The sequence below is a fragment of the Sphingobium sp. Z007 genome (assembly GCF_900013425.1).
Taxonomy (GTDB): Bacteria; Pseudomonadota; Alphaproteobacteria; order Sphingomonadales; family Sphingomonadaceae; genus Sphingobium.
Genome location: NZ_FBXK01000005.1, coordinates 3,056,736 through 3,073,313, shown reverse-complemented (window position 1 = coordinate 3,073,313; position 16,578 = coordinate 3,056,736). Strand labels below are relative to the sequence as shown.

At 67.4% G+C, this 16,578-nt stretch carries 17 protein-coding genes; 5 read left to right on the top strand and 12 right to left on the bottom strand.

Annotation, left to right across the window (positions count from 1 at the left end; all coding sequences use genetic code 11):
* The first annotated feature begins 140 nt into the window (after positions 1–140).
* Entirely contained in the window at positions 141–1,412 is a 1,272-nt protein-coding gene (locus tag CEQ44_RS22840; RefSeq protein WP_088183438.1) for a multidrug effflux MFS transporter, read from the top strand.
* Between the two features lie 231 nt (positions 1,413–1,643).
* On the opposite strand, the gene CEQ44_RS22835 is transcribed toward CEQ44_RS22840, so the two are convergent.
* The gene (locus CEQ44_RS22835; protein ID WP_088183437.1) at positions 1,644–3,206 is read right to left on the bottom strand and encodes an amino acid permease; all 1,563 of its coding nucleotides are present in this window, start codon (positions 3,204–3,206) and stop codon (positions 1,644–1,646) included.
* 162 nt (positions 3,207–3,368) lie between these two features.
* Between CEQ44_RS22835 and pgeF the strand changes: the two genes are divergently transcribed.
* A complete protein-coding gene (pgeF, locus tag CEQ44_RS22830; RefSeq protein WP_088183436.1) occupies positions 3,369–4,130 on the top strand; it encodes a peptidoglycan editing factor PgeF in 762 nt (253 codons plus the stop codon).
* A 44-nt stretch (positions 4,131–4,174) separates the two neighbouring features.
* On the opposite strand, the gene CEQ44_RS22825 is transcribed toward pgeF, so the two are convergent.
* Genes CEQ44_RS22825 through CEQ44_RS22800 form a run of 6 tightly spaced genes read right to left on the bottom strand, consistent with a single transcriptional unit; the run spans position 4,175 to position 10,304 of the window.
* The gene (locus tag CEQ44_RS22825) at positions 4,175–5,053 is read right to left on the bottom strand and encodes an RDD family protein (protein WP_088183435.1); all 879 of its coding nucleotides are present in this window, start codon (positions 5,051–5,053) and stop codon (positions 4,175–4,177) included.
* Entirely contained in the window at positions 5,037–6,071 is a 1,035-nt protein-coding gene (locus CEQ44_RS22820; protein ID WP_088183434.1) for a stage II sporulation protein M, read from the bottom strand. The genes CEQ44_RS22825 and CEQ44_RS22820 overlap by 17 nt, the downstream gene beginning before the upstream one ends.
* Complete coding sequence (locus CEQ44_RS22815) at positions 6,068–7,381, bottom strand: DUF58 domain-containing protein (RefSeq protein ID WP_088183433.1); 1,314 nt, start codon at positions 7,379–7,381, stop codon at positions 6,068–6,070. The genes CEQ44_RS22820 and CEQ44_RS22815 overlap by 4 nt, the downstream gene beginning before the upstream one ends.
* Before the next feature lie 24 nt (positions 7,382–7,405).
* Positions 7,406–8,362, bottom strand: coding sequence for a MoxR family ATPase (locus CEQ44_RS22810; protein ID WP_088183432.1), 957 nt, complete (start codon positions 8,360–8,362; stop codon positions 7,406–7,408).
* Complete coding sequence (locus CEQ44_RS22805; RefSeq protein ID WP_088183482.1) at positions 8,359–9,600, bottom strand: hypothetical protein; 1,242 nt, start codon at positions 9,598–9,600, stop codon at positions 8,359–8,361. Before CEQ44_RS22805 ends, CEQ44_RS22810 begins: the two co-directional genes overlap by 4 nt.
* Positions 9,597–10,304 carry a DUF4129 domain-containing protein gene (locus tag CEQ44_RS22800; RefSeq protein WP_088183431.1) on the bottom strand — a complete coding sequence of 236 codons (708 nt, stop codon included), beginning with the start codon at positions 10,302–10,304 and terminating at the stop codon, positions 9,597–9,599. The genes CEQ44_RS22805 and CEQ44_RS22800 overlap by 4 nt, the downstream gene beginning before the upstream one ends.
* 229 nt (positions 10,305–10,533) lie before the next feature.
* On the opposite strand from CEQ44_RS22800, the gene CEQ44_RS22795 reads away from it, so the two are divergent.
* Positions 10,534–11,325, top strand: a complete 792-nt coding sequence (locus CEQ44_RS22795; protein ID WP_088183430.1) for a hypothetical protein — start codon at positions 10,534–10,536, stop codon at positions 11,323–11,325.
* Between the two features lie 3 nt (positions 11,326–11,328).
* Here CEQ44_RS22795 and cobU read toward each other — a convergent pair whose 3' ends face one another.
* Positions 11,329–11,850, bottom strand: a complete 522-nt coding sequence (cobU, locus tag CEQ44_RS22790) for a bifunctional adenosylcobinamide kinase/adenosylcobinamide-phosphate guanylyltransferase (protein ID WP_088183429.1) — start codon at positions 11,848–11,850, stop codon at positions 11,329–11,331.
* Between the two features lie 61 nt (positions 11,851–11,911).
* Here cobU and CEQ44_RS22785 point away from each other — a divergent pair, with 61 nt between their 5' ends.
* Complete coding sequence (locus CEQ44_RS22785; RefSeq protein ID WP_254913668.1) at positions 11,912–12,928, top strand: aminotransferase class I/II-fold pyridoxal phosphate-dependent enzyme; 1,017 nt, start codon at positions 11,912–11,914, stop codon at positions 12,926–12,928.
* Positions 12,921–13,856, top strand: a complete 936-nt coding sequence (gene cbiB, locus CEQ44_RS22780; RefSeq protein ID WP_088183480.1) for an adenosylcobinamide-phosphate synthase CbiB — start codon at positions 12,921–12,923, stop codon at positions 13,854–13,856. The genes CEQ44_RS22785 and cbiB overlap by 8 nt, the downstream gene beginning before the upstream one ends.
* Here cbiB and cobS read toward each other — a convergent pair.
* Genes cobS through CEQ44_RS22760 form a run of 4 tightly spaced genes read right to left on the bottom strand, consistent with a single transcriptional unit; the run spans position 13,853 to position 16,558 of the window.
* Positions 13,853–14,569 (bottom strand): adenosylcobinamide-GDP ribazoletransferase, encoded by a 717-nt coding sequence (gene cobS / locus CEQ44_RS22775; protein ID WP_088183428.1) that lies wholly within the window; start codon positions 14,567–14,569, stop codon positions 13,853–13,855. The two genes, cbiB and cobS, sit on opposite strands and share 4 nt — an antisense overlap.
* Complete coding sequence (locus CEQ44_RS22770) at positions 14,566–15,141, bottom strand: histidine phosphatase family protein (RefSeq protein WP_088183427.1); 576 nt, start codon at positions 15,139–15,141, stop codon at positions 14,566–14,568. Before CEQ44_RS22770 ends, cobS begins: the two co-directional genes overlap by 4 nt.
* Positions 15,138–16,154, bottom strand: a complete 1,017-nt coding sequence (cobT, locus tag CEQ44_RS22765) for a nicotinate-nucleotide--dimethylbenzimidazole phosphoribosyltransferase (RefSeq protein WP_088183426.1) — start codon at positions 16,152–16,154, stop codon at positions 15,138–15,140. Before cobT ends, CEQ44_RS22770 begins: the two co-directional genes overlap by 4 nt.
* The gene (locus CEQ44_RS22760; RefSeq protein WP_088183425.1) at positions 16,151–16,558 is read right to left on the bottom strand and encodes a DUF1636 domain-containing protein; all 408 of its coding nucleotides are present in this window, start codon (positions 16,556–16,558) and stop codon (positions 16,151–16,153) included. The genes cobT and CEQ44_RS22760 overlap by 4 nt, the downstream gene beginning before the upstream one ends.
* Positions 16,559–16,578 lie beyond the last annotated feature (20 nt).

The following is a 16,578-nucleotide window of genomic DNA, read 5'->3' as shown; positions in this document are numbered from 1 at the left end:
TGGTTAACGCCATTTTTCCCATGTTGCTGTGGCGGTAAGGTAATCGGCGCGTGTCCAGGGTTGATGCCGCAGCGCACTTCTTGCGATCAGTGGCGGATTGGGACTGGCATCATCGGGCCGATGCCCGCATAGCGCCCCATATGAGTCCCGTCCCCCCTGCTTCGCCCGCCCCAGCGCGCAAGGACATCCAGTTCCGCGAATTCGTGCTGCTATGCGCCTGCCTGATGGCGATGAACGCGCTGTCGATCGACCCGATGTTGCCAGCGCTGCCGGAAATCGGGCGTGATCTGGCCATAGCGCATCCCAATGACCGGCAGCTTATCATCAGCGTCTATTTTCTGGGGCTGGGCTTTGGATCGTTGCTCTTTGGCGTCCTGTCGGACCGTTATGGGCGCAAAAGGGTGCTGGGCTGGGCGATGGCGCTGTTCATCCTTTCCTCCATCGCCTGCGCCAGTGCGCAAAGTTTCACCATGATGCTGGTGGGTCGGGCCAGCGCCGGATTCTTCGCTGGGGCGAGCCGGGTGATTACCGTCGGCATCGTGCGCGACCGGTTCAAGGGCGACGCGATGGCGCGGGTGATGTCGCTGATCTTCGCGGTATTCATGCTGATCCCGGTGATGGCGCCCAGTTTCGGCCAGGCGATATTGTGGATCGCGCCGTGGCGCTGGATCTTCTGGGCGCTGGTGATCCTGGCCAGCATGGTTCTGATCTGGATGACGGTTCGCCTGCCCGAAACGCTGCTGCCGGAAAACCGGATGCGGATCACGGTGCGATCGCTGATGCAGACCGTGGGCATGGTGATGCGCACGCGCAGTTCGATCGGCTATATGCTGGCGAGCGGCGTGGTGATGGGCGGCCTGATCGGCTTCATCCTGTCGGTCCAGCAGATATTCTTCGACGTGTTCCAGGCCCAGCATATCTTCCCGATCGCCTTTGCCGCGATCGCCGGGTGCATGGGCATCGGCAGCCTGATCAACAGCCGGCTGGTGCAGCGATTCGGCGCGCGGCGGATGAGCCAGAGCGCGCTGATCGCCTTCATCCTGATCGCCGCGATCCATCTGACCGTGATACTCGCGGGCATGGAGACGCTGGTCACCTTCATGGTGCTGCAGGCGATGACGATGATGACGGTATCCTTCACAGCGTCCAATTTCAGCGCGATTTCGATGGAGCCGTTCCACAAGGGGGCCGGCGTCGCCTCCTCCTTCCAGGCGTTTCTGACGACGGCGCTGTCGAGTGCGCTGGGCAGTGTCGTTGGACTCTCCTTCGACGGCACCACCCTGCCCTTCACCACCGGATTGCTGGTGTTTGGCATCGGGTCGTTCCTGATCGTGATCTGGGCCGAACGCGGCAAGCTGTTCACCCGGCCCCATCATGGCGGGCTGCGCGATGTGGAAATCGACTTTCATTGATGGGGTTCGGGGTTTTCGCGATACGCGTTTGCCGCAAAGCCCGAACGCTATGATATTGATCTATTGGAAGATTCAGGGCGTTCCCAACGCGCGATAGGCAGCTCACTCGAAAGGCTTATCCCCTACTCAGTACGAGCAGTGGGTCGTCGTCTCGCCTAAAGGGCAATGGCGTGAGCGGAAAAAAGGGGGCGGAAAAACCGCCCCCTTTTTTCTGTCCTGTGTCGTCTGCGATCAGGCGTCCTTGCCGCCTGGCGTGGGTGCGCCGGGCATCGGCGGCACCGGCTGGGGCGGGATGTTCGCATCATCCTCCGCCACGTCCACGACGCCGCGTCCGACATGGCTGCGGCTGCGGCTGTAACCGAAATAGACCAGCAGGCCGATCGCCGCCCAGCCGACGAACATAAGCTTGGTTTCGACGCCCAGGCTCCAGAAGAGATAGAGGCAGCCCAGGATCGCAATCGGCGCGGTCACCATGATTGCAGGCGTGCGGAACGGCCGCTTGCGGCTGGGGTCGGTCTTGCGCAGTTGCAGCACGGCGATCGACACGGCGGCGAAGGCGAAGAGCGTGCCGGAGTTGGAGATGTCCGCCAGGATGCCGACCGGGAAGAAGGCGGCGAACAGCGCCACGAAGATGCCGGTCAGGATGGTGATGACATAGGGCGTCTTGTAGGTGGGATGGACCTTCGAGAACATCGCAGGCAGCAGGCCATCGCGGCTCATGACGAAGAAGATGCGGGTCTGGCCGAACATCATCATCAGGATGACCGAGGGGAGCGCCAGGCCGGCGGCGAGGCCGAGCAGGTTGCCGATCTGGGGCCAGCCGATTTCACGCAGGGTCCAGGCCAGCGCTTCCTTCGAGCAGGTGACGGCTTCGGTGCCGGCCGCGGCGAGCGCGGCGCATTGCTGTGACAGGGCGGTCGAACCGGGAGCCAGAATTTCGCCCGCCGGGCCTGCGACCGGCTGCGCGCCGACGGTGCCGATGACGCCGGCGGCGACCAGCATGTAGAAGATGGTGCAGATGCCGAGCGAACCGATCAGGCCGATCGGCATGTTGCGCTGGGGGTTCTTGGTTTCTTCAGCGGCGGTGGAGACAGCGTCGAAGCCCACATAAGCAAAGAAGATCGAGGCGGCGGCGGCCGAAATGCCCGAAAAGCCGAGCGGGGCGAAGGGGGTGAAGTTTTCCATATTGATGACCGGCAGGGCGAGGACGATGAACATCGTGAGCGCCGCGACCTTGATCAGCACCAGCACGGCGTTGACGGACGCGCTTTCCTTCGTGCCGATGACCAGCAGCCAGGTGACAAGGCCCGCGATCAGCATGGCGGGCAGATTGACCACGCCGCCGTCGAACGGCCCGCGGGTCAGCAGATCGGGTATGTCCATATGGAATGTATGTTCAATGAGGCCCACGACATAGCCAGACCAGCCGACCGACACCGCGCCGGCCGCGACCGCATATTCCAGGATCAGGGCCCAGCCGACCATCCAGGCGATGAGTTCGCCCATGACCGCATAGCTGTAGGTGTAAGCCGAACCCGATACCGGCACCATGGCGGCCATTTCGGCGTAGCAGAGCGCGGCGACCGCGCAGACGAAGCCGGCGATGACGAAGGAGAGCATCATGCCCGGCCCCGCCTTTTGCGCGGCCTCCGCCGTCAGGACGAAGATGCCGGTGCCGATGACGGCGCCGATGCCCAACATGGTCAGCTGGAACGCGCCCAGCGACCGGTGCAGCGATTTCTTCTCGGCCGTCGCCAATATGGCGTCGAGAGACTTAACGCGCCCGAAAATCATGGATGATGCCCTTTACACTCATTTGTTCTGCTCGGGCGACGCGACGCCGCCCCGGTTGAGCTATGGACGGGAGACTATCGCCTAATCCGCCATGCGCAAGTATGTTGCGTGCGTGCGACATGCGCGTCCAAGGGTGGGACGCGATAGAAGGAGCCGTTGAGGATGATCGAATTGCTGCGCGCGCCGGGGTTGGACGCCGTGCCCCATGGCTTTGCCGGGCGGCGTGGCGGCGTGTCGAGGGGGGTACATGCGGGGTTGAATGTCGGCCTGGGATCGGCGGACGAGCGCGCAGCGGTTCTGCGCAATCGCGATCTGGCGCGCGACGCATTGCTGCCCGGCGCAACTTTGGTGACGGTGCATCAGGTCCATTCGGCCGATGTGGTGACGGTGAGCGGGCCGATCGCCGAAGCCGATCGGCCGGGCGCCGATGCGATGGTGACGGACCGGCCTGGACTCGTGCTGGGGATATTGACCGCCGACTGCGTGCCGGTGCTGTTCGCCGATGTCGATGCAGGTGTTGTGGGCGCGGCCCATGCGGGGTGGAAGGGCGCGATTGGGGGCGTGACCGACCGGACGATCGAGGCGATGGTGGCGCTGGGGGCCGATCCCGCGCGAATCGCCTGCGCGATCGGGCCGTGCATCGGCCGCGTCTCCTATGAGGTGACGGACGATTTCGCGGCCCACTTCGCCGAGGAGGACGCGGCCAATGAGCGCTTCTTCACGCCAGGCAGGGCGGGTCATTGCCAGTTCGACATCGCCGCCTATGTCGCGGCGCGGCTGGCGGGGGCGGGCGTCGGACGGATCGCGATGCTGGACGAGGATACCTATAGCCAGCCGGACCGATTCTACAGCTATCGCCGGTCCTGCCATCGGAGCGAGAGCGATTATGGGCGGCAGATTTCGATGATCGCGCTGCCGGGATAATCAAACATCGTCATTGCGGGCGTAGCGAAGCAATGACGGATATTCTATTTGCGGCTCACCGTCCCATGCTTGTCCTCGCGGCGGCGGCCGACCAGCATGGCGCGTTCGAGGCGGACGCAGAGCGCGGCATAATAGTCGGAGAGGAAGCCATGGTCATCGCCGTCGTCCGGCAGGCCGGCCTTGCGCCGGATCGTGGCGGCGACGGTGGCGATTGCATCATCCTGCCCATCGCGCAGCACATTTTCCAGTGTCTGGAGTTCGTAGATGCCGTAGAGATCGAGCGCGGCGTCGGTGAAGCTGCGGCGCGGCTGTTCCGCGCGGGCCGCGACCAGGTCCGCGCCTAGTTTCGATCGCACATTGTTCACGACCCAGGTGCCTGCGAGCAGATCCCCCACCCGCAGCCGGTCGCGGTTGAACAGCGGGAAGAAGAGAAAGATGCCGGTCCAGCACAAGGCGAAGAGGGTCAGGAAACCGTCGGCCGCGCCATCGGCCGCCTGCTTGCCCAGAAAGGACAGCGGCAGGAAGACCTCTATCTCGCGCATGGCGTTGCGGGCGATCACCGCGCCACCGGTCAGCCGCCCGCCGTCGCGCGCGACGACGCGCAGGCCGAGCAGCCGCTTGCCAGGCGTCGCGCCCCGCCCGCCCATTTCGAACAGGATGAACCAGCCGTTGCGCAGCATGAAGGCGCCGACCAGCCAGAGGATCATAAAGATTTCAGCCCGCGCCTGGGCGATGCCGAGCAGGCCGATCGCGATCGTGGCGAGGATCAGGCTGATGAAGAGGATGAGGATGTCGAGGATGAAGGCCCCGGCGCGCGATCCGGCGCTGGCCAGTTCGAGGCGCAGGTCGACGCCTTCGGGCGTGACGAAGCTGCGCCGCAGGGAGGCGGGCGCTTTTGGCGCGCGGTTACGCCGCCAGCGCATCTTCACCCTCCCGGCGACGAGGGAGATAGTAATAAGCGAGCCAGCCGAGCAGCGCCACGACGCCGATGCCGTAGCGCATCACGTCCGACTGGACCGTCTGCCGCCCGATCCCTTCGAGCAGGCCTGCGACCAGCAGCATGAGGACGACGCCCGCCATGGCGATGGCGGCGCTGCGCCCGGCGATGACGGCGGCTTGCGTGCGCGCCTCGCGACCGGGGAAGGCAACCGCCGTGCCGATCTTCATACCCGCCGCGCCAGCCAGGATGATAGCGAACATTTCGGTCGAACCATGGATGGTGAGCCAGCCCAGGAAATTGAGGCCCAGCCCTTTGCTGGCGAACAGGCAGAGCATCGCGCCCAGAGTGAGGCCGTTATAGAGGAGCAGCAGCACGGTCGGCACGGTGAAGGCGAAGCCCAGGGCGAAGGCGAAGATCGCGACCTGGCTGTTGTGGGTGAACAGATAGGCGGCGAAGGTGGCGAGGCCGCCGCCCTCCTGCGCGCCGTAGATGGTGGCGCGCAGCGTTGCCGCGCTGGCAGAGGGATCGCGCCCGCCCGACATCGCGTCGGGAATGATGCTGTAATACCAGCTGGGATCGGTAGCGACGAGCGACCAGCCGGCGATGACGCCTGCCACCGTCAGGACGAGGCAGATGAGGGTTTCGCGCCAGAGCGCCTGGACGCTCATGGGCCAGTCGCGCGCGAAGAAACGGCCGAGTTGGCGCGTCGCGGTGTCCGGCACGCCGTAAAGCTGGAAATAGGCGCGGGTGCAAAGCTGTTCGAGATAGGTGACGAGCGCCCGGTCGAGCGAGGTTTCGCGCGCCACCGACAGCGACGACAGGGCCGAGCGATACAGCAGCGGCAAGGCGAGGATGTCATCTTCCGACAGGGCGCGGACCGAGCGTTTTTCCATGCGGGTGACGAGCTGGTCCAGCCGGTCCCATTCGCCTTCATGCGCAACGCGGAAGCGGGTCGTGTTGACCAGTGGGGCGGCGGCGCGCCCGTCGACGAGCGCGCTCATAGCAGGTTCCTCCGTTTGAGGTCGACATAGCCCTGGACCAGCCGGTCGGCGACGCGATCATGTTCGGCTTCGATGACATGGGCGCCCAGATGGCGAAGGCGCGTGAGCACGGTCAGCCGATCGCGCAGCAGCGCGGCGGCGGTGACGGCGCGGGTGACGTCGTCGGCACTGCGCGGGCGGCGGTCGAGAATAGATTCCAGTTCCTCGTCGCGCAAGACGACGATCAACAGGAGATGGGTTTCGACCAGGCGGCCGGCGGCGCGGACCAGAAATTCGGCGGAGGTGAGGTCGGTGAATTCGGTGAAGAGGACGATCATCGAACGGCGGGTGAGGCGCGTCGCCAGCGTCGTGAGGGCGTGGGTGTAGTTGGTCTCCTCCCCGCTATAGTCGATCTGCGCAGCCAGGCGCTGGAGATCGCCGAAGGCGGCGGCCCCCGACACCAGCCCGCTGGCGATGCGCGGGCGCGAATCGAAGGCGTGGAGCGCGACCCGGTCGCCCAGTTTCAGCGCGATCCAGGCGGTGAGCAGCGTGGCCGACACAACGCGGTCGAGGCGGCTGAGGCCTGCCACCGGCTCGCTCATCTGGCGGCCGGCGTCGATTGCGAAGACGATCTGGTTGTTGCGTTCGGAGCGGAATTCCTTGGCGTGCAATTTGCTGTGGCGGGCGGATTGCTTCCAGTCGATCGCGCGCCGGTCCATGCCGGAGCGGAATTCGACCAGCGCGTCGAAATCCGCGCCATCGCCGCGATCGACCTGCGCCATCAGGCCTTGCAAGGCGTGGCGCTGGAATATCTGTGCGCCGCGATCGCGCACCGGACGGATGTCGGGCAGGATCGCCATCGTTGCGTCGAGCGGGACGATCCGTTGCTTCCAGACGAGGCCGAGCGGCCCTTTCCAGCGCAGCCAGCCCTGCCCGATCCGCGCCGTGCCGCGCCGGACGGTGCGCAGCGGGATGGCGGCCGACGCCTTGCCCGCTTGGAGGTCGATCCAGAGGCCGTCCTCATCGTCCGGTTCCAGCAATGGTCCGGTTTCCAACAGCAGTTGCGCGCGGGCCGGGGGTGCGCCCGTGATCGTCACATGCACCGTCGCCGCCACCGGCGCGCCCACGCTGGCGGTGCGGGGCAGGTCGAGGCGCAGCGCGGCCTGCGCCGGACGGCTGCCCAGCAGCGCGTCGGCGAGCGTCGCGAGCAGCACCGCGACCGGCCAGGCGAGCGCGGCATACCAGCGGCCCGGCACCAGCAGGGCGACGAGCAGCGTCGCAGGCGCGCCGGCCGCCGCCGTCCATATGGCATTGCGGGTGGGATAGATCATGGGCGGTTGGTCATGGCGGGGCGCTCAGCGCGGCGCCTCGATCATGTCGATGATGCCGGTCACGACATCCTCAATCCGGCGGCCGTCGATTTCGGCGGCCGGTGACAGAATGAGGCGGTGGCGCAGCAGCGCCGGGGCCAGCGCCTTCACGTCGTCGGGGATCACGAAATCGCGGCCGTCCAGCGCCGCGCGGGCGCGCGCTGCGCCTGCCAGCATCGCGCCGGCGCGGGGGGATGCGCCGCTTTCGAGATCGGCGACGTCGCGGGTGCCGCGGATGAGGGCGAGGATATAGTCGATCACTTCGTCGACCAGCCGCACGCCGTTCACGACGGCAATGGCCTCCGCAATGCGGGCGGCGTCGGCGACCGGGGCGACACCCCATGCTTCGGGCGTCATCGCATTGGTGCGTGCGCCATGGGTGGCGACGATTTTGCGCTCCTCCGCAGCGCTGGGATAATCGACGCTCTGCTTGAAGAGGAAACGGTCGAGTTGCGCTTCGGGCAGGGGATAGACGCCCTGCTGCTCGATCGGATTTTGCGTGGCGACGACCATGAAACGGTCGCTCAAGGCCAGGCTTTCGCCGTCAATGGTGACGGTGCGTTCCTGCATCGCCTCCAGCAGGGCCGCCTGCGTCTTGGGCGGGGTGCGGTTGATTTCGTCGGCCAGCAGCAATTCGGTGAAGATGGGGCCGCGCGTCAGGCTGAACTGGCTGGTCTGGAAGTTGAACAGATTGGCGCCGATGATGTCGCCGGGCATCAGGTCCGGCGTGAACTGGATACGGCCGAAATCGAGGCCGAGCGCGCGGGCGAAGCTGTGCGCGATCAGCGTCTTGGCGGTGCCGGGCGGTCCTTCCAGCAGGATATGCCCGCCCGAAAAGAGCGCGACGAGCATCAGGTCGACGGTCGAGTCCTGCCCCACGACCGCACGGGCGACCTGTTGCTTGATGGCCTGGCCGAGCGCCTGAACCTCTTCTACCGTCATCTGCTCTTATCCTTTTGCCAATCATGGAGCGCCTGCGCCGCGTCGAGCAGGCTGTGCCGGTCGCTTGCTGCTTGCGCCGCCTGCATGAGGTCGGTGAAGCGGTGCGCGCCCTTAAAACTATCGAGATATTGGTCGAGTTCGCCGTCCCGCAGACGGGCGGGCGCGCCGAAGGCCCGCGCCGCGCGGTCGCGCATGGCGGCGGCATAGCGGCCACCGAGGCGGGCTTCGCGCCCCGCCTTGCGGATCAGCAGCGCGCTATTGTCGACCAGCGCACTCTTGCCGAAGGCGACGGCGCGGGTCCGGGCGCGCGGCGGGCCGAAGCGACCGAAGGCGTGGAGGCCGGCGAGCAACAGCGCAGTGGCGATCGCCAGCGTCATCGCCAGGAAAGGCGGTTCAAACAGCAATTTCAAGGGGCTGCGCGAATGGCCGAGGCCATTCATCGATACGTCGAAGGCGATGCCGTCGGGATCGGTGCTGTTCATCCAGTCGAGCAGGACCAGCGCGGACCGGGCCTGGCCCAGATCCTTCATGCCGCGATTGTTGAGCAGGTCGGGATCGGCCAGCACATAAAGCGGCCCTTCCCCCACCCGCGCCAGCACGATGCCGCCTTTGGCGTCGGTGAGCAGCGGGGTGAGATTTCGCCAGCGATCCTGCTGCTGCTTGTTGGTCGGATCGATGCCGGTGATGACCTTGATCGGGCGCGGCTCCCGGAAGCGGCCGGGGATGCCGTTGGAGGTTAAGACGCCGCCGCCGCTGCGATATTGGCGCATGGTGAAGCGGACGCCGGGCGCGAGAACGCCGATCGGCTCGTAGAGCGGGATCAGCCCCTGATAGCGGGCCCAGCCGGGATGATCCTCATCCGGCACGGTGCGCCATTTGGGCAGGATGAACAGGGTCGGTCGGGTGGCGCGCTGGATCAGGGCCTGGCTGATGTCGGTCGCGCCCGTTTCGGGGGTAACCACCAGCAGGTCTTCGGTTTCGAAGTCATGGACGTTGCGGATGATGCGAGGGTTGCGGCCGGTCGCTTCGGCGAGTTTGACCAGGCCGGCATAGCCGGTCACGGCGTTGGACAAGGCGTGCGCGCCGCCATTGCGGCCCGATCGCAGGTCGGGCGCATAGGCGCCCAGCACCAGCATGGCGACGAAACCGGCAATGCCGATCGCCAGCATCAACGCGACGGTGCGGCCGCGGAACAGCGCGGCGTCTGCCGGTTGCGGGGCGATAGCGATGTCGCTCATGCCGTCCGCTCCCTTGGCCAATTCCGTGTCTGGGCGAAATCGGCATAGGCATGGCGGCAGCGGCCCCATTCGTCCGCGTCGATCGGGCGGCCGCCGAACAGGCTGCGCTCGACTGCAGCTGCGATTTCCGCGAACAGGCGGCGCGGCGCGGACGGAATGCCATCGGCGCGGGCAAGGTCGCGGCTGGTGAGCGCCGGGCGGACGATGTGCGGACGGCGACGCGCCATATCCTCAACACTGCGCAGCAGGAGATGATGCACCGCCTGGGCATAATCGCCCTGCGCGGCGAGCGCATCGGCTTCGTCCAGCCAGGCGCGCGCGGGGGCGGCGTCGGGCGTCCAGTCCTCTTCCGCCGCATCCACCGCAACAGCCGAACGACGCCGCCGCCAGCGCGGCAAGCGCCACACGCCGTGACGCACCCGGTCCACCACGATCCAGAGGATCAGTAGCGCCAGCGCGGCGATGATGGTCCACAGGACAATGCGGGCATAGGGCGCTTCGGGCATGAAGCCGCCGATCCAGCGCAGGAAGCGGCCGACCGGGGCCAGCGCCCATTCCAGCCATTCGCCCAGCGCCTTGAGCCAGGCGGGCGGCGGCGGACGGCCGGGTGCGGGCATCATGTCGAATTGCACGTCGCGACCGGCCAGCAGCGCGCGATGCGCCGCAGCCAGTTGTTCGTCCGACATCTGTTCTGGTCCGGCCATCGATGCCCACCCCCGTCGCAGCAGACCCTAGAGCATCGCGCGCAAAAGTGGGAACCGGTTTTGTGCATAAAGCGATGCGAAAACAAAAAACTAGAGGGGCGAACTGCATCCGGTCAAACGCAGCGCTTTCTGTTGGCTGGGGAGGCTCGCGCAAGCCATTCAAAGGATGACAAAGTCGGTCGGATGCGACAGCATCCGGTGCGAGCTTCAAAACGGGGGAATAGGGAAGATGGCGACGCGGGTGGCCTTGAGCGAAGAACGCGCCTTTTCGGTCGGCCGGGTGTTGAGCCGCGCCTTCGGAACGCTGGGCGACAATCCGCTCGCGACCTTCGGCATCGCCTTTCTGTTCGGATCGATCCCGCAATTTCTCTACGGTTATTTCGTCGGATCGACGCTGGCGAGCGCGGACCGGGCCAGCACGATCGGGACGATCGCCGTATCGGTCGCCTCCTTCGTCGTCTTCCTGCTGCTGTCCATGCTGGTGCAGGGCGCGCTCGTCCGGGCGACACTGGCCCATGCGCAGGGGCAGCGGGCGAGTTTTGCCCAATGTATAGGGGCAGGTCTGGTCAAGGCAGTGCCGCTGATCGGCCTCACCATTCTTTTGATCCTGGGGATCATGGCCGGCTTCACGCTGTTCTTCGTGCCCGGCGTGATCCTGTTCCTGATGTGGTCGGTCGCAGTGCCGACTTTGGTGGCGGAAGATAGCGGGGTGTTTGCCGCTTTTTCGCGCAGCCGATTCCTGACCAAAGGCGCACGCTGGCGCATCTTTGGGCTGCAAATGCTGTTGCTGGTGCTGATTTGGCTGGTGTCCGCGGCGTTTGGCGCGGTCATACTGGCGGGCGGCATGACGCCGCAGGCGATCGGGGCGGCTGCACTGTCGCTGCCCTATCTGCTGGTGTCGGCGGTTAGCAACACATTGATCATCGCCTTCTGGAGCACGGTGCAGGCCAGCCTCTATGTCGACCTGCGCGCGTGGAAGGATGGGCCGCAGTCGCAGGATCTTGCGGATATCTTCGCCTGAAGGCTATTTGAGGACCATCGGCAGTCCGGCCGCGATGAATATCGCGCTGTCGACGCAGGCCGCCATTGCCTGGTTGATGTCGCCGGCGATGTCGCGGAAGCGGCGGGCGAGCGCATTGTCGGGCACGATGCCCAGCCCGACTTCATTGGTGACCAGAATGACCTTGCCCGGCGCTTGGGCAATGGCAGTTGTCAATTCGGACAGCGCGGCGGCGGCATCCTGTTCCCCCAGCAGCAGATTGGAAGCCCACAGGGTCAGGCAATCGACCAGTATGACATTACCGGGGCGGCTTTCGGCTAGGATCGCGGCGGCGAGCGCGAGCGGCGCATCGACCGTGCGCCAGCGCGGCCCGCGTACCGCGCGATGGCGGGCGATCCGGTCCCCCATCTCCGCGTCGAAGGCTTGCGCCGTCGCGATATAGACAAGTTCGCCGGGCAGCGCTTCCGCCTGCGTCTGGGCGAAGCGGCTCTTGCCTGAGCGTGCGCCGCCCAGGACGAGCTGCGAATGGTCGAATGGATGGATCATGTTTCGTCCGGTGCGGTAGTTTTCTATTGTCCTATAGCGTGGGATTGGCGAACGACAGCCCATGATCGACGCACGCGACATGACGGACCTGTCCGACTGGACCATTCACGGCGGTCGGCTGTCGGATGCAGCGATCGCCTTTCCTGACGCGCCTGCGCCATGGCTGGACCTGTCGACCGGGATCAATCCCGATCCATGGCCGGGCGTGGCGCAGGTTGCGATCGACTGGCAGCGTCTGCCCGATGCGGCGGCGATTGGCGCGCTGGAAGCGGCGGCGGCGCGCCATTTCGGCGTGCGGGCTAGCAATGTGCTGGCGCTGCCCGGCACGGAGTTCGGTTTGCGCTGGCTGCGTGGCCTGCCCCTGCCCGCGCCGTTTCGCCATGTCGCGCCGGGCTATGGCACCCATGGGGAGGCGCTGCCCGGCAGCCGGGCGATCTCGGCCGATCGACTGGCGGAGGAGGCCGCGCTTGGAGGCACCATCCTGTGCGCCAATCCCGCCAATCCCGACGGTCGGCTGATCGCGGTCGATAGCCTCTTAGCGATCGGGGCGACGCTGGCGCGGTCCGGTGGCTGGCTGGTGATCGATGAGGCCTTTGTCGATGCACATCGCGACGCCAGCATCCTGCCCCGATTGTCCGGGAGCGAGCCGATCATCGTCATGCGATCCTTCGGCAAGTTTTTCGGGCTGGCGGGCGTCCGGCTGGGCTTCGCAGTAGCCCCGCCTGGGATCATCGCGCCATGGCGCGCGGCGATCGGCAGTTGGCCGGTGTCGGCCGCCGCGAACGCGATCGGCGTGGCGGCCTATGCCGATGCCGGGTGGATCGCCGCGACCCGCGCGCGGCTGCGCGCGCGAGCCGATGCGATGGATGCGGTGCTGCGCCGCCATGGGCTGGAACCGCAGGGGGCGTCGCCGCTGTTCCGGCTGGTCGATGGCGACGCCGCCGGCCTGTTCGCGCGGCTGGCGCGGCAGGGGATATTGACCCGCCCCTTCGCTTATGCGCCGCGCTGGCTGCGGCTGGGCGTGCCAGGCTGCGCGGCGGATCTGGACCGGCTTGATCGCGCGCTGGGCGATGAGTGAACCGGTAGCGATCGTCGCGCTGGCGCTGGACGCGGCGTTGGGCTGGCCGGACTGGCTGTATCGGCGGATCGGACATCCGGTCGGCCTGTTCGCGCGGGTGATCGATGCCTGCGAGCGGTGGGGCAACCGGCCTGCGCATGGCGCGATGCGGCGGCAGGCGCAGGGTGTCGCGACGATGGGGCTTTTGGTCGGGATCGCGGGCGGCGGCGGATGGGCGCTGCAAGCCGGCCTGTCCTGTGCGCTTGGGCCTTTCGCCTGGATCGGCATCGCGCTGCTGGCCTTTCCCGCGCTCGCCCAGCGCAGCCTGCACGATCATGTCGCGCCGGTGGCGGACGCGCTGGAGCGGGGCAACTTGCCCGCGGCGCGGCAGGCTGTGGCGATGATCGTGGGCAGGGACGTTGCGGAACTGGACGAAGCCGGGGTGAGCCGGGCGGCGATCGAGAGCCTGTCCGAGAGTTTTTGCGACGGTGTGGCCGCGCCGCTGTTCTGGCTGCTGGCGCTCGGCCTGCCGGGGGTCTGGGCCTATAAGGCGATCAATACCGCCGACAGCCTGATCGGCCATCGCGAGGCACGGTGGCGCGCCTTTGGCTGGGCGGCGGCGCGGATCGACGATGGCGCGAACCTGATCCCGGCGCGGCTGGGCGGCGGGCTGATCTGCCTGGCGGGCGGCGGCGGATGGTCCACCATGTTGCGCGACGCGCGGCGGCACGCATCGCCCAATGCCGGCTGGACCGAGGCGGCGATGGCCGGCGCGCTGGGGCTGCGCTTGGCCGGGCCGGTCCGCTATGACGGCGAGGCGTATGACAAGGCGTGGATCGGCACAGGGCGCGAGGCCGCCGATGCGGCCGACATTCGCCGGGCCTTGGCGGTCTATCGAAGGGCGTGCCTGCTGCTGTGGCTTGTCGCGGGCGGCGTCCAGCTGATCTAAAGGTGGCGGGCGAGCAGCAGGGCCGCCAGTAGGCCGGTTTCGACCAGTTCGATCCCGGCGCCATGGCAGTCGCCCGATACGCCGCCGACATGGCGTTTGAGCCACCAGCCCCAGAGCAGGATGAGCGCGGGCCCGGCGAGCAGGGGTGGGTAGGCGAGCGCGCTCGCGCCGAGCAGGGCTGCCCATAGGATGACGTGTCGGGGGGCGATCCCGGTCGTAAAACGCGCGCCCAGTCCGGTGTGCAGCGGCGGGAGCCACAGGGTCCAGACCAAGGGGCCGATCCGGGCGGCGAAGGGGATGCATATCAGCGCCATCAGAGGGCCGGTTTCGACGATGCCGTGCAGCAGCACCAGCTTGGCAAGGAGTTGCAGCACGATCGCCACGACGCCGAAACTGCCGACATGGGGGTCGGCCATGACGGCGAGGAAGCGCGTCCGGTCTTTATGCCCGGCGCCGCGCGCATCGGCGAGATCGGACAGGCCATCGAGATGCAGGCCGCCGGTTATCCAGACCCACATAAGCAGGACGCACAGGGCAGCGGTCCAGTCGTCGGCAAGCAGGCCGATCATGGCTGCGGCGGCGAGCAGCGCGCCGATCACGAGCCCGGCGGCGGGAAACCAGCGCATCGACCGGGCGAAATCCTGCTCGTCGGCATGAACGCGCGGCATCGGCAGACGGGTGAGGAACTGGAGGGCGATGACCAGCCCCTTCATGCGCGCAAGCCCACGATCTGGCCCGTTGTCGGGGCGTCCGGCATTCGCCAGACGCGCAACGACAACAGGCTGGCATAGGGCAGGTCGATCGCCCAGACCTGCCGCGCGTCCAGCCCGCACAGGATCGCCACCGCGGCCCGCATCGCGCCGCCATGGGTGACGATCAGGGTGGGGCGGGCGGACAGCGTATCGATCGCGGCGGAAATTCGGCCGGTCAAGGCAGACCAGCGCTCGCCACCGGGTGGGGGATGCCGATCGGGATCGTCGCGGAAGCGGGACAGCGCCAGGCCGTCCACCTCTTCAGCGAGCAGGCCGTCCCATGCGCCAAAATCCAGTTCGCGCCAGCGCGGATCAAGGGTGAGCGGCAGATCGACCGCGCGGCCGATCGCCTCGCCCGCCAGCCGGGCGCGGGAGAGGTCGGAGGCGAGTAATGTCTCTAGCCCCAGGTCGCGCGCCCGGACAGCGCAGGCTGCGATACCGGCGGCGGTCGGGCTAGCGTCGGTGCGGCCGTTCAGCCGTCCCGCCCCCTCCGGTTCGCCATGACGCAGCAGGTGGAGAAGGAAGTCGCTCATAGCGTATCGGCCACGTCGGCTTCCGCAAAGGTCGCCATGCCATTATGCGCCGCCAGCGCCGCGCGGATGACCGATACCGCCACCGCTGCGCCGCTGCCTTCGCCCAGACGCATGTCGAGCCGCAGCAGGGGCGCGAGGCCCAGCCGATCAAGCAGGCGGGCATGGCCCGGTTCGGCAGACATATGGCCCGCGATGCAATGGTCCGTGATCGCGGGCGTCGCTGCGGCGAGCGGGGCTAGCGCCGCGCCGCTGATGAAACCGTCCAGCACCACGGGGATGCGCAGGTGGCGGGCCGCCAGCACTGCGCCTGCGATCGCGACGATTTCCCGCCCGCCGAGGCGGCGCAGGGTTTCGAACGGGGTGTGGGGCGCGGCGGCATGGCGGGACAGTGCGCGCTCCACCACGGCGATCTTGCGCGCGACCCCAGCGGCGTCGACGCCGGTGCCCGGACCCACCCAGTCGGCCGCCGGGCCGCCCAAGGCGCGAGCGCACAGCGCGGCGGCGGCGGTCGAGTTGCCGATGCCCATTTCGCCCACGACCAGCAGGTTCAGTCCGGGTTCGACGGCAGCGGCCCCGGCGGACAGGGCGGCGAGACAGTCGTCCTGATCCATGGCGGCGTCCAGCGTGAAATCCGCGGTGGGCCGGTCGAGATCGAGCGCTGTCACCTTCAGGTCCAGCCCGGCCGCGCCCGCGAGCGCGTTAATCGCCGCGCCCCCGGCCGCGAAATTGGCGACCATCGCGGCGGTCACGCTGGCGGGAAAGGCGCTCACCCCATGGACGACGCAGCCGTGGTTGCCCGCGAAGATCACGGCGCGCGCCTTCCCGATCGCCGGTCGCGGCGTGCCCTGCCAGCCGGCGAAGAATAGTGCGATCTCCTCCAGCCGACCCAGCGAACCGACAGGCTTGGTCAACTGGTCCTGCCGCGCGCGGGCGGCAGCGATCGCGGCGGCATCCGGCGCGGACAGATCAGCCAGCGCCGCGTCGAAGGCGGCGGGGGTTTCGAAGCGGATCATTCCGCGACGAAGCCGGGCGGCGGGGTGCGGGTGATGAAATGGCCCTTCACCCCCTGCGGCCATTGTTTGAAGGGCACCCGGCCATGCTCGCTGGCGGCATAATGGACCGCATAGTCAAGGATCGCGGTCGCCGCGTCCCGGTCCGCCGCGAACCGGCCAAGCACATAGCCGACCTTCCCCGGCGCGCGCAGATGCACGGTGCAAAATTCCGCGCAGGCGAACAGGCAGGGCATTTCCTGCACGGCGATGCCGGCATAGCGCGCGTCGCTAGCGCGCACGTCGCGCAGCGCCGCCGCCAGCTGCGCGCCGCCACGGGCGCCGCTGTCGTCCTCGCGATCGGTCGCGCTGTGGCGACAGGTGTTGCAGGCCACGACAGCGGGGCCGTCATCGACGGGGGTCAGCATGAGTCTTCATCCTTTAGTTT

What these genes read in the sequence shown, in the direction of transcription:
- CEQ44_RS22815 (WP_088183433.1), bottom strand. Translation starts at nt 7,381, where the DNA reads ATGATCTATCCCACCCGCAATGCCATATGGACGGCGGCGGCCGGCGCG.
- CEQ44_RS22825 (WP_088183435.1), bottom strand. Translation starts at nt 5,053, where the DNA reads ATGCGCTGGCGGCGTAACCGCGCGCCAAAAGCGCCCGCCTCCCTGCGG.
- CEQ44_RS22805 (WP_088183482.1), bottom strand. Translation starts at nt 9,600, where the DNA reads ATGAGCGACATCGCTATCGCCCCGCAACCGGCAGACGCCGCGCTGTTC.
- CEQ44_RS22785 (WP_254913668.1), top strand. Translation starts at nt 11,912, where the DNA reads ATGATCGACGCACGCGACATGACGGACCTGTCCGACTGGACCATTCAC.
- cbiB (WP_088183480.1), top strand. Translation starts at nt 12,921, where the DNA reads ATGAGTGAACCGGTAGCGATCGTCGCGCTGGCGCTGGACGCGGCGTTG.
- cobS (WP_088183428.1), bottom strand. Translation starts at nt 14,569, where the DNA reads ATGAAGGGGCTGGTCATCGCCCTCCAGTTCCTCACCCGTCTGCCGATG.
- CEQ44_RS22840 (WP_088183438.1), top strand. Translation starts at nt 141, where the DNA reads ATGAGTCCCGTCCCCCCTGCTTCGCCCGCCCCAGCGCGCAAGGACATC.
- cobT (WP_088183426.1), bottom strand. Translation starts at nt 16,154, where the DNA reads ATGATCCGCTTCGAAACCCCCGCCGCCTTCGACGCGGCGCTGGCTGAT.
- cobU (WP_088183429.1), bottom strand. Translation starts at nt 11,850, where the DNA reads ATGATCCATCCATTCGACCATTCGCAGCTCGTCCTGGGCGGCGCACGC.
- CEQ44_RS22800 (WP_088183431.1), bottom strand. Translation starts at nt 10,304, where the DNA reads ATGGCCGGACCAGAACAGATGTCGGACGAACAACTGGCTGCGGCGCAT.
- CEQ44_RS22795 (WP_088183430.1), top strand. Translation starts at nt 10,534, where the DNA reads ATGGCGACGCGGGTGGCCTTGAGCGAAGAACGCGCCTTTTCGGTCGGC.
- CEQ44_RS22760 (WP_088183425.1), bottom strand. Translation starts at nt 16,558, where the DNA reads ATGCTGACCCCCGTCGATGACGGCCCCGCTGTCGTGGCCTGCAACACC.
- CEQ44_RS22770 (WP_088183427.1), bottom strand. Translation starts at nt 15,141, where the DNA reads ATGAGCGACTTCCTTCTCCACCTGCTGCGTCATGGCGAACCGGAGGGG.
- CEQ44_RS22820 (WP_088183434.1), bottom strand. Translation starts at nt 6,071, where the DNA reads ATGAGCGCGCTCGTCGACGGGCGCGCCGCCGCCCCACTGGTCAACACG.
- pgeF (WP_088183436.1), top strand. Translation starts at nt 3,369, where the DNA reads ATGATCGAATTGCTGCGCGCGCCGGGGTTGGACGCCGTGCCCCATGGC.
- CEQ44_RS22835 (WP_088183437.1), bottom strand. Translation starts at nt 3,206, where the DNA reads ATGATTTTCGGGCGCGTTAAGTCTCTCGACGCCATATTGGCGACGGCC.
- CEQ44_RS22810 (WP_088183432.1), bottom strand. Translation starts at nt 8,362, where the DNA reads ATGACGGTAGAAGAGGTTCAGGCGCTCGGCCAGGCCATCAAGCAACAG.